The following is a 17,635-nucleotide window of genomic DNA, read 5'->3' on the forward strand; positions in this document are numbered from 1 at the left end:
GATGCGGCCCGGGAAGCATCATCGAGAGGTGACACGATGAGTCAACTGAATCCCCCCATCACCGATCATCATCTGGAGGAGTCCGCCGCCGAACGCGACAAGCGCCGCGCGAAGTCGGTGCGATGGCTGATCTCGCCGTCGACCGGACTGCTCTTCCTGTGGATGGCCATTCCGCTCGCGATGACGATCTGGTTCTCGTTTTCGCGCTACAACCTGCTGAATCCCGATGTCAAAGGTTTCGCGGGCTTCGACAACTTCGAGTTTCTCGTCACCGATCCCGCGTTCGGGCCGTCCATCGGACATACGCTGACGCTGATCGTGTCGGTGCTCGTCATCACGGTCGTAGGCGGCGTGCTGCTCGCCGTGCTGTTCGATCGCAAGTTCTTCGGACAGGGCATCGCGCGTCTGCTCGTGATCGCGCCGTTCTTCGTGATGCCGACGGTCTCCGCGCTCATCTGGAAGAACATGATCCTGCATCCGGTGTACGGCCTGATCGCGAGCCTGATGCGCTCGATGGGCATGCAACCGATCGACTGGTTCGCCGACTATCCGCTTTTCGCGGTCATCGTGATCGTCGCGTGGCAGTGGCTGCCGTTCGCCTTCCTGATTCTCTTCACGGCGATCCAGTCGCTCGATCAGGAGCAGAAGGAAGCGGCGCGCATCGACGGCGCGGGTCCGTTCGCGATGTTCTTCTTCATCACGCTGCCGCATTTGAAGCGCGCGGTGGCCGTGGTCGTGATGATGGAAACCATCTTCCTGCTGTCGATTTTCGCGGAAATCTATACGACGACGGGCGGCGGTCCCGGCACCGCGACGACGAATCTGTCGTACCTGATCTACGCGCTCGGCCTGCAGCAGTTCGACGTCGGCCTTGCATCGGCGGGCGGCATTCTCGCGGTGATTCTCGCCAATATCGTCGCGTTCTTCCTCGTGAGAATGCTCGCGAAGAACCTCAAAGGGGAGTACGAGTCATGAGCACGCAATCGGTCAATGTTCCGCCGCGGACTTCCGCGCTCGGCCATGCGAAGAACATCGTGCCTGGCATCGTCGCGTGGATCGTGTCGATCCTGCTGTTCTTCCCGATCTTCTGGATGACGATCACCGCGTTCAAGACCGAGCAGCAGGCGTACTCGTCGTCGCTGTTCTTCACGCCGACGCTGGAGAGCTTCCGCGAAGTGTTCGCGCGCAGCAATTACTTCGGTTTCGCGTGGAATTCGGTGCTGATTTCGGTCGGCGTCACGGTGCTCTGCCTGATCCTCGCCGTGCCGTGCGCCTACGCGATGGCCTTCTTTCCGACCAAGAAGACGCAGTCGGTGCTGCTGTGGATGCTGTCGACGAAGATGATGCCGTCGGTCGGCGTGCTCGTGCCGATCTATCTGCTGTGGAAGAACACGGGCCTGCTCGATACCGTGTCCGGCCTCGTGATCGTGTACACGCTCATCAATCTGCCGATCGCCGTATGGATGGCCTATACGTACTTCAACGAAGTGCCGAAGGACATTCTGGAAGCGGGCCGCATCGACGGCGCGACGACGTGGCAGGAAATCGTCTATCTGCTGATGCCGATGGCGTTGCCCGGTCTCGCATCGACGGGGCTCTTGCTCATCATCCTGTCGTGGAACGAGGCGTTCTGGAGCATCAACCTGTCGAGCTCGAACGCGGCGCCGCTGACGGTGTTCATCGCGTCGTATTCGAGTCCGGAAGGCTTGTTCTGGGCCAAGCTCTCGGCGGCTTCGTTGCTCGCGGTCGCGCCGATTCTGATCGTCGGCTGGGTCTCGCAGAAGCAACTGGTGCGCGGCCTTACGTTTGGCGCGGTGAAGTGAGGGCGCACTCGTGAATCTCACTCCATCCCGAGACGCCAATCTCGAAGATCGCCTGCTGATCTGCGATTGCGACGGCGTGCTGATCGACAGCGAAACGGTGGCGGCGCGCGTGCTCGTCGCCGAGTTGCAGGCGCTGTGGCCGGGCGTCGATGTCGAGCCGGTCGTGATGCCGCTGCTCGGCCTGCGCATCGAGGCCGTGCTCGCCAGCGCCGCCGATACGGTGAACCGGACGCTGACGCACGATCAGGTCGTCGCCATCCGGCGGGCCGTCGAAGCCGCGGCGATGCAGGCGCCGACCGTGCCGGGCATCGCCGAGGCGCTCGCGGCCGTGCCCTTCACGAAGGCGTGCGCGAGCAACAGCTTCTCGACGTATGTCGATGCCGTGCTGCAGCGCACGGGTCTGCTGCGCTTTTTCGGCGAGCGGCGTTTCTGCGCGGACATGGTCGCGAATCCGAAGCCCGCGCCGGACGTGTATCTCGCGGCGGCGCGCGCGATGCGCATCGATCCGCTGCGCTGCCTCGTCGTCGAAGACAGCGTGACCGGCGTGACGGCGGCGCGCGCGGCGGGCATGCCGGTGCTCGGCTTCATCGGCGGCGGACACGCGACCGAAGGGCAGATCGGCGCGCTCGAAAAAGCGGGCGCGCAGGCGGTATTCGACGACATGACGCGACTGCCTGCGCTCGTCGAGCAATGGCTGCAGAACGCGACGTTCGAACTCAGATAGCGATGGCGTTTCATCGCATCGCTAATGAAGACTGGAGACACACACCATGGCTAGCCTGACACTGCGCAACATCAGCAAGCGTTATGAAGAAACCGAGGTGATGCGCAACATCAACCTCGATATCAACGACGGCGAGTTCGTCGTGTTCGTGGGCCCGTCGGGCTGCGGCAAGTCGACGTTGATGCGGATGATCGCCGGCCTCGAAGACATCAGCGGCGGCGACCTGATGATCGACAATGCGCGCGTGAATGAGCTCGCGCCCGCGAAGCGCGGCATCGCGATGGTGTTCCAGTCGTACGCGCTTTATCCGCACATGACGCTGTACGACAACATGGCGTTCGGCCTCAAGCTCGCGGGCGAGAAGAAGCCCGCGATCGACGCCGCCGTGAAGAACGCCGCGAAGATTCTGCACATCGATCATCTGCTCGATCGGAAGCCCAAGCAGCTTTCGGGCGGCCAGCGTCAGCGCGTCGCGATCGGGCGCGCGATCACGCGCAAGCCGAAGGTGTTCCTCTTCGACGAGCCGCTCTCGAACCTCGACGCCGCGCTGCGCGTGAAGATGCGCCTGGAATTCGCGCGCCTGCACGACGATCTCAAGACGACGATGATCTACGTGACGCACGATCAGGTCGAAGCGATGACGCTCGCGGACAAGATCGTGGTGCTGTCGGCGGGGAACATCGAGCAGGTCGGCACGCCGAACACGCTTTATCACGCGCCGGCGAACCGGTTCGTGGCGGGCTTCATCGGCTCGCCGAAGATGAACTTTTTGTCGGGCAGCGTCGCCGCGGTGCAAAACGACGGCGTCCTCGTGAAGTACGCGACGGGCGAGACGCAACTCGTCGGCGTGCTGCCGGGCAATGCGAAGCCGGGCGATGCGGTGACGGTCGGCGTTCGTCCGGAGCATCTGCAGCCGAATTCGCCGGAAGCGGGCGATTACGGTCTCTCCGCGACGGCGATGACCGTCGAGACGCTCGGCGATGCGGCGTATCTGTACGCGGAAACCGAAGTCGCGCCGGATGGATTGATCTCGCGCATTCCGCCGCTGGAGAAGCACGCGCGTGGCGAGAAGCTGAAGCTCGGCGCGTCGCCTGAGCATTGTCATCTGTTCAACGCGGAAGGGCAGGCGTTTACGCGCAAGGTGGTCGATTCGTGGCTGCGGGAGCACGCGACGGCCGCTTGAGCGTTCCTCGGGTGTTGCGGGCGCGGTTCGTCGGGACCGCGCTTTTTCGTTTTATGCCGCGTTATTCGACCTGACACCTTCCCAAAGGGCTTCGGTGCAAAGCGCAATGTGCTCCGGACTGCGCGGATAGACTTGCTCGCGGGCCTTTACGACTTCGTTGAGCATTCCCAGCAACCGGCCTTCGAGCTCGACGCGGCTTGCGCCCCAAGTCATATCGATATCGGAGATGGCAACGCCTACGGATCGGTGCAGCTTGATCAGGGCATCGACGATATGGAGATTCGGGTCGTAGCGGATAGCGTGTTAATGAATGAACGCGCGCCGGAACATGGTGCTCGGATTGGCTAGATAAGCCGCTCCGAGAAGAAAGCGGCCGTTGATGGTCGCATCGTCGAGCGGAAAGTCGGTTATGGATTCTTCGTCGCCAAAGAGCCTGATCTGAGAGCCGACCACGGTCACATCCGGATTCGCATCGAGAAAATCTGCCTGTTTTCGGAGACGCCCCGGTTCGGCCAGATCGTCGTGATCGATACGCGCGATGTATTCGCCCCGGCACAGATCGAAACCGCGATTGGCGTTGGCAGGGCGGCCCTGATTGGCTCGAGCGAGAAGATGCGGATGCGCTCGTCGTTCAGGCTTCGAACGAGTGAGAGCGTGTCGTCGGTGCTGGCGTCGTCGAGAACGAGGATTTCGAAGTCGGCGTCCTGGTTGAGCAACGATTTCAACGTTTCGACGATATGCGATTAGGTGTTATAGGTTGGAACGACGATTGATATTTTTGGCATTACTAATAGTGAAGGAATAAAGTCGGCGCGTAGCTTACGTCCCAATGTCGCTCAAAAGGAACCAGCGCATCGATTAATCATTTGAGTTGCCTGCAAATCGATGATCCGCGTCAAAACCTTGTTTCTCTCGGCTTCCTCCTAATCAAATCACGACAGCGAGCCGCTAGCATGTCGTGCACATTTATGCACCTGACGCGACAAGGAGAAGCAGTGCGTTTCGACGGCTATTTCATCAATCTGGATCGGAGTCAGGATCGGCGCAAGTCGATGGAGACTCGACTGGCGAGCATCGGCTATCAGGATCGAATCGTGCGTTTCCCCGCGGTTGACGGCATCGCCCAAGGACCGTTCGACAACGCGGGCAAGAACTGCGTCTGGGCATGTCGGCAATCGCACGAACGGGTAATCCTCAACTCCTCCGCCGACACCGCCACCGTCGTGCTGGAAGACGACGTGGAACTGAGCCCGCTCTTTCCGACGCTCATCAACGATCAAATACTCGCGGCGCACATCGGCAACAATCCCGACCTCGACCTGATGTTCCTCGATTGCGCACCCGTATTCGACCGCGTGTCCCTTCTGCTGCTGGAGGCGGAGAAGCGCATGAACGGCCGCGCGAATCCGCAATTGCTCGGCGATGGCCGTCACCATTTCGACAATGTCAGTTTGTTCGACGCGAGGGCAACCTACGCGTTTTGTGCGGCGGCGTACGTTGTCACGCCGAAGGGAAAGCAGAAACTTCGTACGCTGTATTCAGCGTCGGAAGACCAGGCCGTGCCGGTCGACATGCTTTTCAGGCACTGGCTGCACTTCGACGGGCTTTCCGGCCAGCTGGTCGTTCCGTTCCTCGCAACGCCGGAATACATGAGCGCATCGACGATTTCGTACGATGCACTCGACGCGCCCGTCATCGATCAGACAGTCGGCCTGGCGATCGGCGCCATCCGCAGGCTGCTCTTCGCCGGCGATGCCAATCTCGACACGAACAGGATCGATGCGCTCATCGAAGCCGGCCCGCGTTCGCCCGAATACAAGCTAGGGCTGGAACTTGCCGCAGCGATGATGAGGGCGTCGTAAAACCGTACCCGTATCGGGCGATGCGCGATAATCTCGGCTTTCGACCGGCCACATCCGATGACCGGCGCCGAACCCCCATACCGCCATGCCCGTCCTGAACGAAATCTTCGTCTATCCGATCAAGTCCTGCGCGGGCATTTCACTGCGCCGCGCGACGCTCTTCGAGACCGGCCTCGAATACGACCGCCACTGGATGGTGATCGACACCGCCGGCGCCATGTTCACGCAACGCTCGCATCCGCGCATGGCGCTGGTCCGCACCGCGTTCGATGCCGATGATCTCGTCATCGACGCGCCCGGCATGCCGACCCTGCGCACGCCCTTGCGCGCCGAAGCGCTCGCCGATGCGAAGCCGATTCGCGCGACCGTCTGGCGCGACACCGTCGATGCGCTCGACGCGGGCGAACAAGCCGCGCACTGGTTCAGCACGTTCCTCGGCGTATCCGCGCGGCTCACGCGATTCGCACCGGCATCCCGCCGCGATGTCAGCGATAAATGGACCGCGCCGCAATCCACGCACACGCGTTTCGCGGATCAGTTTCCGTTGCTGGTCGTCGGTCAGGCATCGCTCGACGATCTCAACGCGCGGCTGTCGGCCAAAGGCGCGCCGGGCATCGCGGCGAATCGCTTCCGCCCGAACCTCGTGATCGGCGGACTCGATGCTTACGAAGAGGACTACGTCGGCGAAATGCGGATCGGCGATGCGCAATTGCGGCTCGTGAAGCTCTGCACGCGCTGTCCGATCCCGTCGATCGATCAGGCGACGGGCGCGCCGAACCCGGCATGGCCGCACGAACCGCTCGACACGATGAGCGCGTACCGTGGTAGCGACCAGTTCGACGGCGCGCTCACCTTCGGCAAGAACGCGATCGTTCTGGAAGGCGAGGGCGTTGCGCTGGAGATCGGACAGGAAGTGGAAGCGGAAATCGACTTCTGAGCCGTCAGGCTTCGAGTGCGGCCTTCGCGCACAGTTCGTCGGTGACGAGCCCCGACAGCCACTTTCCCTTCAACGCCGCGACCAGTGCTTCGCGCTTGCGCTCGCCGCCCGCGAAGCCGATGGTCGGACGTTTGGGCGGCGAGTCGAGCGCGAGGCTCGTCGCGCGCGCGCCGGTCTTCGATTGCACGCGGCGGCCGTCTGCATCGATCGGCAGGCCGAGCCATTCGGCGACCGCGCCTGCCGACATCATTTCATCGACTTCCGCGCGCGTGATGAAGCCGTCCTCGTGCAGCGGGCAATTCACGCCCACGTTGCCGATGCCGACGAACGCCACGTCCGCCTTCTGCGCGAGTTCGCCGACGATGCGATACAGCCGGTGATTGACCCACTGCGCGCGCTCGGCGACGTTATCTGCCATGAGCGGCGCGGGCAGCATGAAGTGCTTCCCGCCGGTCTTTTCCGATAGCTGCTGCGCGACGTCGTAACGATTCGACGAGCCGTCCTGCGCGATTGCGCCGACCATCGACACGAAACGATGCTGCGGCCGGTCGATCTGTCCGATCTGCGCGACGCAGGCTTTCAGCGTGCGCCCGCTGCCGATCGACACGACGAGCGGCTTTTCTTCGAGCAGATAGCGCTCCATGACCTGCGCGCCGGCGACGGCGAGCTTGCGGTCGACCTGTTCGGGCGCATCGCCGTCGATGGGCACGACTTCGCACATCGCGAGGCCGTAGCGGTCGCTCAGCGCTTTGGCGAGCGAAAGACAATCGGCGATGCGGTGATCGACGCGCACGCGGATCAGGTTTTTTTCGACCGCGAAGGCGACGAGGCGCTGCGCCACCGGACGCGAGATCTGGAGCTTTTCGGCGATCTCGTTTTGGGTGTTGCCGGCGACGTAGTAGAGCCACGCTGCGCGCGTTGCGAGATCGAGTTTTTCAGTGGATTTGGGCACTGGGGGTTTGGTTTTCGGTTCTTGGTTTTTGATTTTCGCTTTCTGGCGAGGGTGTTTGTCGTGGAATCCTGATTACGTGTCGGTCTATTAGCACTGCCCCTGTGCGGGGCGGCACTCACTTTCTTTGCTGCTGCAAAGAAAGTAAGCAAAGAAAGCAGCTTCCGATACGCCCGCGGTCACACGCAATTTGGGTAGTCCTCTCGTCCATCGTGGGCTGCCTAACGAGTGCCCTCAAACACCTAATCGGGCTTGGATCGCGCACGGTCTGCCACATCGCACCACACGCCAAACTGGTTCAGCACCAAATAGCTCCGGCCCGCTTCGCGGCCGACCGGTCAATCGGGTCCGCGCGTGCTTCTCTACTAACGTCTCCGTCCCGCTGCAATCGCGGCCCTTTGGTTTCCCTTGCATACCCAACGGCAGCGCGTAGCGCTGTGCCGAAGCTCTTTCGTGCTGAACCAGCGGCCATCTAAAACCAGCTCGTCAGACCGTGCGCGATCCAAGCCCGATTGGTCCTTTGAGGGCGACACTTAGGCGAGTGCCACCGAGGACGAGAGAACTACCCAAATTGCGTGTGACCGCGGGCGTGTCGAGCTGCTTTCTTTGGTTACTTTCTTTGCAGCAGCAAAGAAAGTGACTGCCGCCCCGCACAGGGGCAACGCTAATAGACCGACACGACAACGGGATCCGGCGAAGAGAAAAAAAGCGCCAAACCCCGCACCGCCCACACGCTTCATAGAAGCTCAATACCAATACAAAATCAAGCCAACCGCGGCCGCGCCGAATCGAACAACGGCCTCACATGCTGATACAGCTCCCGAAACCCCTTCAACCGCTGCCGCAGCAACGCATGCCGTTCGGAATTCGGCGTGAATTCCTGCTTGATCTCGGGCTTCGCGAGCACCGTCGCCGGATCGCCGCCCGCCGCAAGCCACCCGAGCCGTGCCGCGCCGAGCGCCGCGCCGGTCTCGCCGCCGCCGTGCGTGCGCGTCGGGGTATCGAAGGCATCGGCGAACATCTGCGCCCAATACGCGCTACGTGCACCGCCCCCGAGCATCGATAGCGCGCGCGCCTGCGTGCCCGCGGATTGAAGCGCATCGAGGCCATCGGTCAAGGAGAGCGTCACGCCTTCGAGCACCGAATAGCCGAGCAACGCGCGATCGGTCGCGTGCGTCATGCCGAAGAACACGCCCTGCGCATACGGATCGTTGTGCGGCGTGCGCTCACCACTCAGATACGGCAAAAACAACGGCGCAGACGACAAAACATCGACAGGCAAAGATTCGATTTCCGCGAGCAGCGTCGGCTCATCCGTCGATGTCAGCTTGCACACCCAGCGCAAACAGCTTGCCGCCGACAGCACCACGCTCATCTGATGCCACCGATCCGGAATCGCGTGACAGAACGCGTGGACGGCCGAAGCCGGGTTCGGCCGAAAGCGATCGCCGATGACGCACAGCACACCCGATGTGCCCAGCGACAGAAAACCATCGCCCGGATCGGTCGCGCCGATGCCCACCGCGCTCGCGGCATTGTCGCCGCCGCCCGCCGCGACGATCACGCCTTCGCGCAAGCCGAATTCGCGCGCGAGCTCGGGCCGCAAGGTGCCCGAGGGCGCGCTGCCTTCCGCAAGCGACGGCATCTGCCGGCGCGACATGCTGCACGCGGCAAGCAACTCGTCGGACCAGTCGCGGCGCGCGACATCGAGCCAGAGCGTGCCCGCGGCATCGGATGGATCGGACACTTTCGTGCCCGTCAGATGCATCCGCAGATAATCCTTCGGCAACAGCACGCACGCGGTCTGACGGAAGATATCGGGTTCGTTGTGCGCGACCCAGAGCAACTTCGGCGCGGTGAAGCCAGGCATCGCCAGATTGCCGGCAATCTCGTGCAGGTTCGGCGCGCGCTCGTAGAGCTCGGCGCATTCCTTGTCGCTGCGCATGTCGTTCCACAGGATCGCGGGACGCAGCACCTTGTCCTGCGAATCGAGCAGCACGGCGCCGTGCATCTGACCGGACAGACCGATGCCGCGCACCTGCGCGAACTCATCGGGGAATTTCTCGCGCAGCTTGAAGAGCGCGGCGCGCGTGCCTTCCCACCAGTCGAGCGGATTCTGCTCCGACCAGCGCGGCTTCGGACGCGAAACGGTGAACGGCGTGCCGGCCGTGCCGACGACGCTGCCGTCGCTCGCGAGCAGCAGCACTTTCACTTCGGAGGTGCCGAGGTCGATGCCTAAGTACATGAACGGACCCTTTGTCGTTGCCGGAATCGAACTTGGTCAGAAACCAGGCGGGACGCCATATCGGCGGGAGGCGCTAATTTAACGCCACGCGCGACGCCGCGCCATGAGCACATTACCCGAGCGGCGCGGCTTGCAGTTTCGCGATGCCATTAACGCGGCGATAACAGCGGGCTTATGGCCGCTTATGGCCGCTTGCCGCCTACGGCCGATTGGCGAGCCATGCATCGACTTTCGCAATCGCGCTGCGCATCACGCGTTCGAGGCCTTCGGTCTGCGCCATGCTGCCCCACAGGAGCTTGTCGCTCGTGAAGGCCTTGACCGGATCGGGCGACGTGAAGAAGCCGTGCGCCACCGCCGGATCCATCACGCCATCCTGATAGGCATACGGCAGCTTGCCCTCGTGCCAGCGTTCGAGAAAGCGGAAGAAGAGCGCAGGCAGGATCGCGGTCGAATCGGGATCGACCTTGCGCGCGAAGCATTCCGAGAGCGTCGGCGCGATGAAGCCCGGCAGCTTCGAGAAGCCATCCGCCGCGACGCGCTGGTTCGTGTCCTTGATGTACGGATTGCTGAAGCGGTCGAGCACGACGTCGCGATATTTCTCGAGATCGATCGGGCTCGGCGTGAGGCAGGGAATCACGTCGTCGGTGACGTAGGCGTCGGCGAGCGCGCGGATTTCCATGTCCTGCGTGCCTTCATGAATGTATTGCAGCCCGACGAGCGTGCCCGCCCACGCAATGCAGCTATGGCTCGCATTGAGGATGCGGATTTTCGCCTCCTCATACGGATGCACCGATTCGACCATCTCCGCGCCGACCTGCTCCCACGCGGGCCGCCCGGCGATGAAGCTGTCTTCGATCACCCACTGGATGAACTTTTCGCCCATCACGGGCGCTTTGTCGTCGAAGCCGGTCGCGGCCTTCACGCGTTCGGCGACGTCGGGCGTCGGGCGCGGCGTGATGCGATCGACCATCGCGTTCGGACACGACGTGTTCGCGATCATCCACTCGCGCAGCGCGGTCTCGCCGCGCCGTTCGAGAAATTCGAGCATGCCCGCCTTGAAGCGGTCGCCGTTGCTGCGCAGGTTGTCGCAGTTCTGCAGCGATACCTGGCCCGCGCCATTCTTCATGCGCGCATCGAGGATCGCGGCGAGCGCGCCGTAGATCGTGGTTTTTGCGCCCTTGAGGTCGGCGGCGAGATCGGGGTTCGCGGTGTCGAGCTTGTCGTGCTCGTCGAGGTAATAGCCACCTTCGGTGACGGTGAACGACACGATCTTCGTCTTCGGGTCCGCGCCCACGGCGACGAGTTCGGCGAGATCCGCGGACCACGGCACGACCTTTTTGATCGCCCGGATCGTCTCGTATTCGCGCTCGCCCTTCGGCGTGACCGTTTCGAGCGTGTATTCGCCGTTCTGCGCGGCGAGGGCATCGAGCACGGCGTTCATGTCGCCGCGAATATTGCCGACCGCGAGCGACCAGCTTTTGTCGCCCGATTCGTTCAGTCGATGCAGATACCACGCCTGATGCGCGCGATGAAAAGACCCGGCGCCGATGTGCAGGATCACGTTGGCTTCGTTCGTCATGTCGTCTCTTCCTCTGAATGGCGGCGCGCCCGTTCTTCGCGGGCGGCTGGTCGCTTTGGCGCCACGACGGCGGCGGTCAAGGCGGTTTGAGTGAACATTTGCTCGTTCGATGATCGAATGATCGTATTCGGTTCGGCGAAAGTCAAGGCGCGAGGTGGGGTGGGGTTTGCCGCAATGCGGCGCAATTCGCGCGCCTTTGAGCGTTGGGAAGGCGAGTGGTGGAGCGCTCGCGAGCGGCGTTGCAGTGCAACAAGCGATGCGGCAGCGGGAGATCGGGAATAACCCCTAGCGGTGATGCTTTCGGCACTAAGCGAGCCGGATGCCTTCGGATCGGGGGCGGTGTTCGAGCCGATTTCCCAGCGCGTGGGACTGCGCCTTCATGAAATCCTGTCTTCGCGTCGGTCTATTTGCACTGCCCCTGTGCGGGGCGGCACCTACTTTCTTTGCTGCTGCAAAGAAAGTAGGCAAAGAAAGCAGCTTTTCAGGCCCGCGGTCACACGCAATTTGGGTAGTACTCTCGTCCCAGGCGGCACTCGCCTAAACAGTGCCCTCATCACAATAGCGGGGCTTGGATCGCGCACGGTCCGCCGCCCAATAACTTCGAGGGCGCTGGTTCAGCACGAAACAGCATCGGCACAGCGCTACGCGCTGCCGCCGGGTCTGCAAGGGAAACCATCGGTTTGCGCGCGCAGTGCGCTAAAGATGTTAGGCGCGAAGCGCCTGCCTCCCCGATTGACCGGTCGGCCGCGAAGCGGGCCGGAGCTATTTGGTGCTGAACCCGTTTGGCGTGTGGTGCGATGAGACGGACCGTGCGCGATCCAAGTCCGATTAGGTGTTTGAGGGCACTCTTTAGGCAGCCCACGACGGACGAGAGGACTACCCAAATTGCGTGTGACCGCGGGCGTATCGGAAGCTGCTTTCTTTGCTTACTTTCTTTGCAGCAGCAAAGAAAGTGAGTGCCGCCCCGCACAGGGGCAGTGCTAATAGACCGACACGAAAACGGGATCCAACGACAACCAAGACCCCGAAAAAAACACGTCACCGCGCATGCAAACTCGGATGCGCATCAAACACCGGTCCTTGCACGAAATGCACATCGAACTGCTGAAGCGCATTGAACTGCGCCTCATCGCAGACATTCGAAAAGATGAGCGGAATCCTCAACCGATGTGCATACGCCACGAGATGCTTCACCACCGAATCCCGTAAAGCCTGCGCCGCATCCATCTTGATGAAATCGAGCCGCGCCATATCCGACACTGCCATGATCTGCCCGGCATTCGGCAGATTCCCCGCGACCTTGAATCCGTAATGCTGATAGCTCTTCGTGAGATACCCAAGAAACGTCTTGTGCGCGACCGCCGCCGCAGGCAATTCGATCACCACCCGCGACGGGTTCATCCCGAACTCCATCAGCACGGAAGAGAAGTGCAGTCCGTGGTCATACTTCACGCTCTTCAATAGCCGCTCATGCACGCGCAGAAACAAAAGCCCCGGCCGATGCGGCCCGAAGAAATTGAACGCATGCAGCGCGCGCGACAGCCGGTCCAGCACGACCAGCTCGCGATCGTCTTCCAGTTGTCCGAACGGATCGCGCGGCGCATCGCCCTGAATGAGCGTCAACGCCTGCACGCCGAGTTCGTCGCCGAAACGCTCCGCGCTCTCCGGCGATGCGCTCAAAGTCTGCGGAAAGCTGTGCGTGCCGACATCGAAGATAGGCTCGTAGGCGCTCGAAATGCACAGATCGCGGTAGTGCGCGATCGCCTGACCGGCGTGCGCGTTCTCGCCAAGCACGACATGCGCGCCGAGAAACGGATGTTCCGCGGCGCGGGCGACGAGTTCAGGCAAGGACGGGGCGATCATGGATGGAGCGTCGAGTTCGTGAGGCGTGCCGTACCGGGCAATTTTCATTCGAATGGTCGATGGTATCAGCGCGCAACGCCGCGTCCAGCACCAAATTCACATATTGATATGCGCGGCGTGGCCCGTCGATTAAGGGTATACGATGAATTTCACTAATCGTAATTGGTTTTACCATCCGTAAATTGCAGCGACGACATGCCGCGCACGGCGCCGTCGCCTGAACCGTCGCACTTTTCGTCGAGGATTCCGACCATGCCAACGTTCGAGACGCACACGGACGCGAACCAGCACTATCAATCGGGTTTCGCCAACGACTTCGCCACGGAGGCGCTGCCGGGCGCGTTGCCGATCGGCCGCAACTCGCCGCAACGCGCCGCTTACGGCCTGTACGCCGAGCAGCTTTCGGGCACCGCGTTCACCGCGCCGCGCGCGCACAATCGCCGTTCGTGGCTCTATCGGATACGTCCGGCGGCCGTGCACAAGCCGTTCACGCGCATTCCCGCCGACATGCTGCGCGCCAAACTCGTGGCCAATTTCGCCGATGTTCCGCCGACGCCGCCGAACCAGTTGCGCTGGGATCCGCTGCCGATGCCCGCCGCGCCGACCGATTTCATCGACGGCTGGGTGACGATGGCCGGCAACGGCGCCGCGGAATCGATGTCCGGTTGCGCGATCCATCTCTACGCCGCGAACCGCTCGATGCAGGACCGCTTCTTCTACAACGCCGACGGCGAATTGCTGATCGTGCCGCAGCAGGGACGTCTCGCGATCTTCACGGAACTCGGCAAGCTCGATATCGAGCCGCACGAAATCGCGGTGATTCCGCGCGGCGTGCGCTTTTCGGTGACGCTGCCCGATGGCGAAGCGCGCGGCTACATCTGCGAAAACTTCGGCGCGCTGCTGCAATTGCCCGATCTCGGTCCGATCGGCTCGAACGGGCTGGCGAATCCGCGCGACTTCCTCACGCCGAACGCCGCGTATGAAGACCGCGAAGGCAGGTTCGAACTCGTCACGAAGATGAACGGCGTGCTTTGGCGCGCGGACATCGGTCATTCGCCGCTCGATGTCGTCGCGTGGCACGGCAATTACGCGCCGTACAAGTACGATCTGCGCCACTTCAACACCATCGGCTCGATCAGCTACGACCATCCGGATCCGTCGATCTTTCTCGTGCTTCAATCGCCGAGCGACACGCCGGGCGTCGATTCCATCGACTTCGTGATCTTCCCGCCGCGCTGGCTCGCCGCGGAAGATACGTTCCGGCCGCCGTGGTTTCATCGCAATGTCGCGAGCGAGTTCATGGGACTCGTGCACGGCGTCTACGACGCGAAGGCCGAAGGCTTCGTGCCCGGCGGCGCGAGCCTGCACAACTGCATGTCGGGGCACGGGCCGGATGCGGAAACGTTCGAGAAGGCATCGAAGAGCGATACGTCGAAGCCCGCGAAAGTCGACGCCACGATGGCCTTCATGTTCGAGACGCGCACGCTCATCAAGCCGACTCAGTTCGCGCTCGAAACCGCGCAGTTGCAGGCGAATTATTACGAGTGCTGGCAAGGTCTCACGAAACACTTCAACCCGGAGCAACGATGAACGACGCGCTGAAGGCCACACTCGCGCCCACTTTGAAGAGCTGGATCGAATCCGCGAACGATCCCGCGAGCGACTTCCCGATTCAGAACCTGCCGTTCGGCATATTCAGCGACGCGGTGAACGCGCAGCCGCGCGCGGGCGTCGCGATAGGCGACTGGATCGCCGATCTCGCCGTGCTCGAAGACGCGCGTCTGATCGATGCGCGCGGCACGTTCCACGCATCGCGCCTGAACGACTTCATCGCGCTCGGACGCGAGACGTGGCGCGGCGTTCGTATCGCGCTGTCCGCGTTGCTCGCGCACGGCAATGCGACGTTGCGCGACGACGAAGCCTTGCGCCGCCGCGCGCTCGTGCCGCGCTCCGATGCGACGATGCATCTGCCGGTCGAGATTCCTGGCTACACGGATTTTTATTCGTCGAAGGAGCACGCGACGAACGTCGGCTCGATGTTCCGCGATCCGAAGAACGCGCTTCTGCCGAACTGGTCGGAATTGCCGGTCGGCTATAACGGGCGCGCGTCGTCGGTGGTCGTGAGCGGCACGCCCGTGCGCCGCCCGAACGGTCAGATCAAGCTGCCGAACGAAGAGCGCCCGATCTTCAGCGCGTGCCGCAAGCTCGATATCGAACTGGAGACGGGCTTCATCATCGGGCGCGGCAATGCGCTCGGCGAGCCGATCGCGTGTGAGGACGCGGAGGCGCATATCTTCGGCATGGTGCTGCTCAACGACTGGAGCGCGCGCGATATCCAGCAATGGGAGTACGTGCCGCTCGGCCCGTTCAACTCGAAGGGCTTCGCGACGACGATCTCGCCGTGGATCGTCACGCTCGATGCGCTCGAACCGTTTCGCACCGCGACGCCCGCGCAGGATCCGCAGCCGCTCGCGTATCTGCGTCACGAAGGCGATCACGCGTTCGATATCGAACTGGAAGTCACGCTGCGTCCGGAAGGCGCGCACACGCCGACGACCATTTCACGCACCAACTTCAAGCTGATGTACTGGTCGATGGCGCAGCAGCTCGCGCATCACACGGTTGGCGGATGCAATACGCGCGTCGGCGATCTGATGGGATCGGGCACGATAAGCGGGCCGACGCCGGATTCGTGCGGCAGCCTGCTCGAAAGCACCTGGAACGGCCAGCGGCCCGTTAAGCTGGAAGAGGGCGGCGAGCGCGCGTTTCTACAGGACGGCGATGAAATCACCCTGCGCGGATGGTGCCAGGGCGAGGGATATCGCGTGGGCTTCGGCGAATGCGCGGGGCGGATTTTGCCGGCGCGCGGGTGAAACACCGCGGCCGGTCGTTGCGGGTCAGGCTTTCCTGACGAACTCGGTCTTGAGGCTCATCGCGCCGAAGCCCTCGATTTTGCAGTCGATGTCGTGATCGGCGTCGACGAGCCGGATGTTCTTGACCTTGGTGCCCATCTTGACGACGCCACCGCCGCCCTTGAGCTTCAGATCCTTGATGACGGTGACGGTGTCGCCATCGTGAAGAACGTTGCCCGCGGAATCGCGATAGACCTTCGCGGCGGGCTCCGATGCGGTATCTGTCTGCGCGGACCATTCGTGCGCGCATTCGGGACAGATGTACATGCCCGCATCTTCATAGGTGAATGCCGACTGGCATTGCGGACAGGGAGGTAAAGCGCTCATACGTTTCCTTGATGCCTCGTAGCGGAATTGAAGGCCGGAAAAGTATACCGCCGACCTCGCGCCGAACGACACGCTCGAACTCCTAACCGCGCCGCTCCCACCACGCCGCAGCGAGAAACGCGCACGCGGCCGCCGTCAGCACGCCGATGAGCGCATCGGCGCCGACGCGCTGCATCAGCGTGCCCGCGACGATCGGTCCGCCGAAACTCGCGACGCTCCACGAAGCCCCGACAATCGCCGTCGCCGAGACCAGCGACGGTCCGCGAAAGCGTTCGCCGCACGCGACGAGCGACAGTGTGTACACGCTGCCCGCCGCCGCGCCGGTCACGAAGAGCAGCGGCCAGCAGATCCACGGATACGCGATCGCCCAAGGCAAAAGCGGCAGCAGCAGCGCGACGACCACGCCCGCGCCCGCATGCACCTTCGCGCGCCCGATGCGGTCGGCGAGCCAGCCGATCGGGAACTGCATCGTCGTATCGCCGAGCAGGATCGCCGATGCGAACAGCACGCCGATATCCTCGCCGACGCCGTGCGACATCGCGAAAAGCGGCATCAGCGAGAGCGCGAGCGTGTCGAAGAGCGCGAAAAAGCCCGTGCCGATCACGAGCGCGGGCATGCGCGGCAACACGCTGCGCCAGTCGCCGTGCTCGCCTTCTTCCGATGCCAGCGCGTGCGGCGCGCCGCGTATCGATGCGAGCGCGGGCAACGCCAGCAGAAAGATCGCCCCGCAGATGGCAAAGCGCATCGACGGCAAGCCGCCGATCACGCTGACGAGCACCGGGCCCGTCATCTGGAAGAGCGTGAAGTTGGTCGCGTAGATCGCGACGACGCGGCCGCGCGTGGAGTCGTCGGCGAGTTGCGTGACCCATGCTTCGCCGATCGTGAAAAGCAGCATCAGCGCCGCGCCGCACAGAAAACGCAGCACGGCCCACAGCCACAGGTTCACGGTGAACTGCATCGCGATAGTCGAGAACGCCGCGACGATCACCGTGCCGACGATCGTCTCGCGCGCCCCGAAATGCCCCGCGAAGCGGCTCGCCACCGGCGCGACCATGAGCCCGCCGAGCGCCTGCGTCGCCGTCATCCAGCCGACGATGTCCGTGCCATAACCCGATTGCGTCAGCGCGAGCGACGTCAGCGGCAGCGTCGCGCCGAGCCCGAGGCCGACAACCGCGACGCTCAGAATCAGCGCGAGAAAATCGCGCGAGAGAATGCCTTTCATGCAACGTAC

16 protein-coding genes are annotated in these 17,635 nt (G+C 62.9%); 8 read left to right on the forward strand and 8 right to left on the reverse strand.

Annotated features, from left to right (window positions below; genetic code table 11):
• Nucleotides 1-36: 36 nt before the first annotated feature.
• From NCT05_RS03755 to NCT05_RS03770, 4 genes are read left to right on the forward strand one after another with little or no spacing between them, the layout of a single operon-like run.
• Nucleotides 37-975, forward strand: coding sequence for a carbohydrate ABC transporter permease (locus tag NCT05_RS03755; RefSeq protein WP_008351256.1), 939 nt, complete (start codon nt 37-39; stop codon nt 973-975).
• On the forward strand, nt 972-1,823 hold the full coding sequence (locus NCT05_RS03760) for a carbohydrate ABC transporter permease (protein ID WP_008351255.1): 852 nt from the start codon (nt 972-974) through the stop codon (nt 1,821-1,823). Before NCT05_RS03755 ends, NCT05_RS03760 begins: the two co-directional genes overlap by 4 nt.
• A gap of 10 nt (nt 1,824-1,833) precedes the next feature.
• The gene (locus NCT05_RS03765) at nt 1,834-2,547 is read left to right on the forward strand and encodes an HAD family hydrolase (RefSeq protein WP_008351254.1); all 714 of its coding nucleotides are present in this window, start codon (nt 1,834-1,836) and stop codon (nt 2,545-2,547) included.
• 46 nt (nt 2,548-2,593) lie between these two features.
• Nucleotides 2,594-3,730: an ABC transporter ATP-binding protein gene (locus NCT05_RS03770; protein WP_250501766.1), complete on the forward strand. Its 1,137-nt coding sequence runs from the start codon at nt 2,594-2,596 to the stop codon at nt 3,728-3,730.
• A gap of 303 nt (nt 3,731-4,033) precedes the next feature.
• Here the strand turns inward: NCT05_RS03770 and NCT05_RS03775 are convergent, their stop codons facing one another.
• Both NCT05_RS03775 and NCT05_RS03780 read right to left on the reverse strand, forming a co-directional pair.
• Entirely contained in the window at nt 4,034-4,288 is a 255-nt protein-coding gene (locus NCT05_RS03775) for a glycosyltransferase (RefSeq protein ID WP_250501871.1), read from the reverse strand.
• Nucleotides 4,186-4,455, reverse strand: a complete 270-nt coding sequence (locus tag NCT05_RS03780; protein ID WP_284507461.1) for a glycosyltransferase — start codon at nt 4,453-4,455, stop codon at nt 4,186-4,188. The genes NCT05_RS03775 and NCT05_RS03780 overlap by 103 nt, the downstream gene beginning before the upstream one ends.
• A gap of 270 nt (nt 4,456-4,725) precedes the next feature.
• Between NCT05_RS03780 and NCT05_RS03785 the strand changes: the two genes are divergently transcribed.
• Complete coding sequence (locus NCT05_RS03785; protein WP_250501768.1) at nt 4,726-5,592, forward strand: glycosyltransferase family protein; 867 nt, start codon at nt 4,726-4,728, stop codon at nt 5,590-5,592.
• Nucleotides 5,593-5,677: 85 nt separating this feature from the next.
• Nucleotides 5,678-6,529: an MOSC domain-containing protein gene (locus NCT05_RS03790; protein WP_034474390.1), complete on the forward strand. Its 852-nt coding sequence runs from the start codon at nt 5,678-5,680 to the stop codon at nt 6,527-6,529.
• 4 nt (nt 6,530-6,533) lie between these two features.
• Here NCT05_RS03790 and NCT05_RS03795 read toward each other — a convergent pair whose 3' ends face one another.
• From NCT05_RS03795 to NCT05_RS03810, 4 genes are all read right to left on the reverse strand, one after another.
• Nucleotides 6,534-7,481 carry a sugar-binding transcriptional regulator gene (locus NCT05_RS03795; protein WP_008351245.1) on the reverse strand — a complete coding sequence of 316 codons (948 nt, stop codon included), beginning with the start codon at nt 7,479-7,481 and terminating at the stop codon, nt 6,534-6,536.
• 760 nt (nt 7,482-8,241) lie between these two features.
• The gene (gene xylB, locus NCT05_RS03800; protein WP_008351244.1) at nt 8,242-9,723 is read right to left on the reverse strand and encodes a xylulokinase; all 1,482 of its coding nucleotides are present in this window, start codon (nt 9,721-9,723) and stop codon (nt 8,242-8,244) included.
• Nucleotides 9,724-9,922: 199 nt separating this feature from the next.
• Nucleotides 9,923-11,302, reverse strand: coding sequence for a D-arabinitol 4-dehydrogenase (gene dalD / locus NCT05_RS03805; protein ID WP_244807727.1), 1,380 nt, complete (start codon nt 11,300-11,302; stop codon nt 9,923-9,925).
• A 1,038-nt stretch (nt 11,303-12,340) separates the two neighbouring features.
• Nucleotides 12,341-13,165 carry an EAL domain-containing protein gene (locus NCT05_RS03810; protein ID WP_250496739.1) on the reverse strand — a complete coding sequence of 275 codons (825 nt, stop codon included), beginning with the start codon at nt 13,163-13,165 and terminating at the stop codon, nt 12,341-12,343.
• Nucleotides 13,166-13,417: 252 nt separating this feature from the next.
• Between NCT05_RS03810 and hmgA the strand changes: the two genes are divergently transcribed.
• Both hmgA and fahA read left to right on the forward strand, forming a co-directional pair.
• The gene (gene hmgA / locus NCT05_RS03815) at nt 13,418-14,755 is read left to right on the forward strand and encodes a homogentisate 1,2-dioxygenase (protein WP_250501769.1); all 1,338 of its coding nucleotides are present in this window, start codon (nt 13,418-13,420) and stop codon (nt 14,753-14,755) included.
• Nucleotides 14,752-16,038, forward strand: coding sequence for a fumarylacetoacetase (gene fahA / locus NCT05_RS03820; RefSeq protein ID WP_250501770.1), 1,287 nt, complete (start codon nt 14,752-14,754; stop codon nt 16,036-16,038). Before hmgA ends, fahA begins: the two co-directional genes overlap by 4 nt.
• Nucleotides 16,039-16,062: 24 nt before the next feature.
• Here the strand turns inward: fahA and NCT05_RS03825 are convergent, their stop codons facing one another.
• On the reverse strand, nt 16,063-16,404 hold the full coding sequence (locus NCT05_RS03825) for a zinc ribbon domain-containing protein YjdM (protein WP_008351239.1): 342 nt from the start codon (nt 16,402-16,404) through the stop codon (nt 16,063-16,065).
• A gap of 82 nt (nt 16,405-16,486) precedes the next feature.
• Complete coding sequence (locus NCT05_RS03830) at nt 16,487-17,626, reverse strand: MFS transporter (protein ID WP_175982825.1); 1,140 nt, start codon at nt 17,624-17,626, stop codon at nt 16,487-16,489.
• Nucleotides 17,627-17,635 lie beyond the last annotated feature (9 nt).

It is taken from the genome of Caballeronia sp. AZ7_KS35, assembly GCF_023631045.1.
In the GTDB taxonomy this organism is placed as follows: domain Bacteria; phylum Pseudomonadota; class Gammaproteobacteria; order Burkholderiales; family Burkholderiaceae; genus Caballeronia; species Caballeronia zhejiangensis.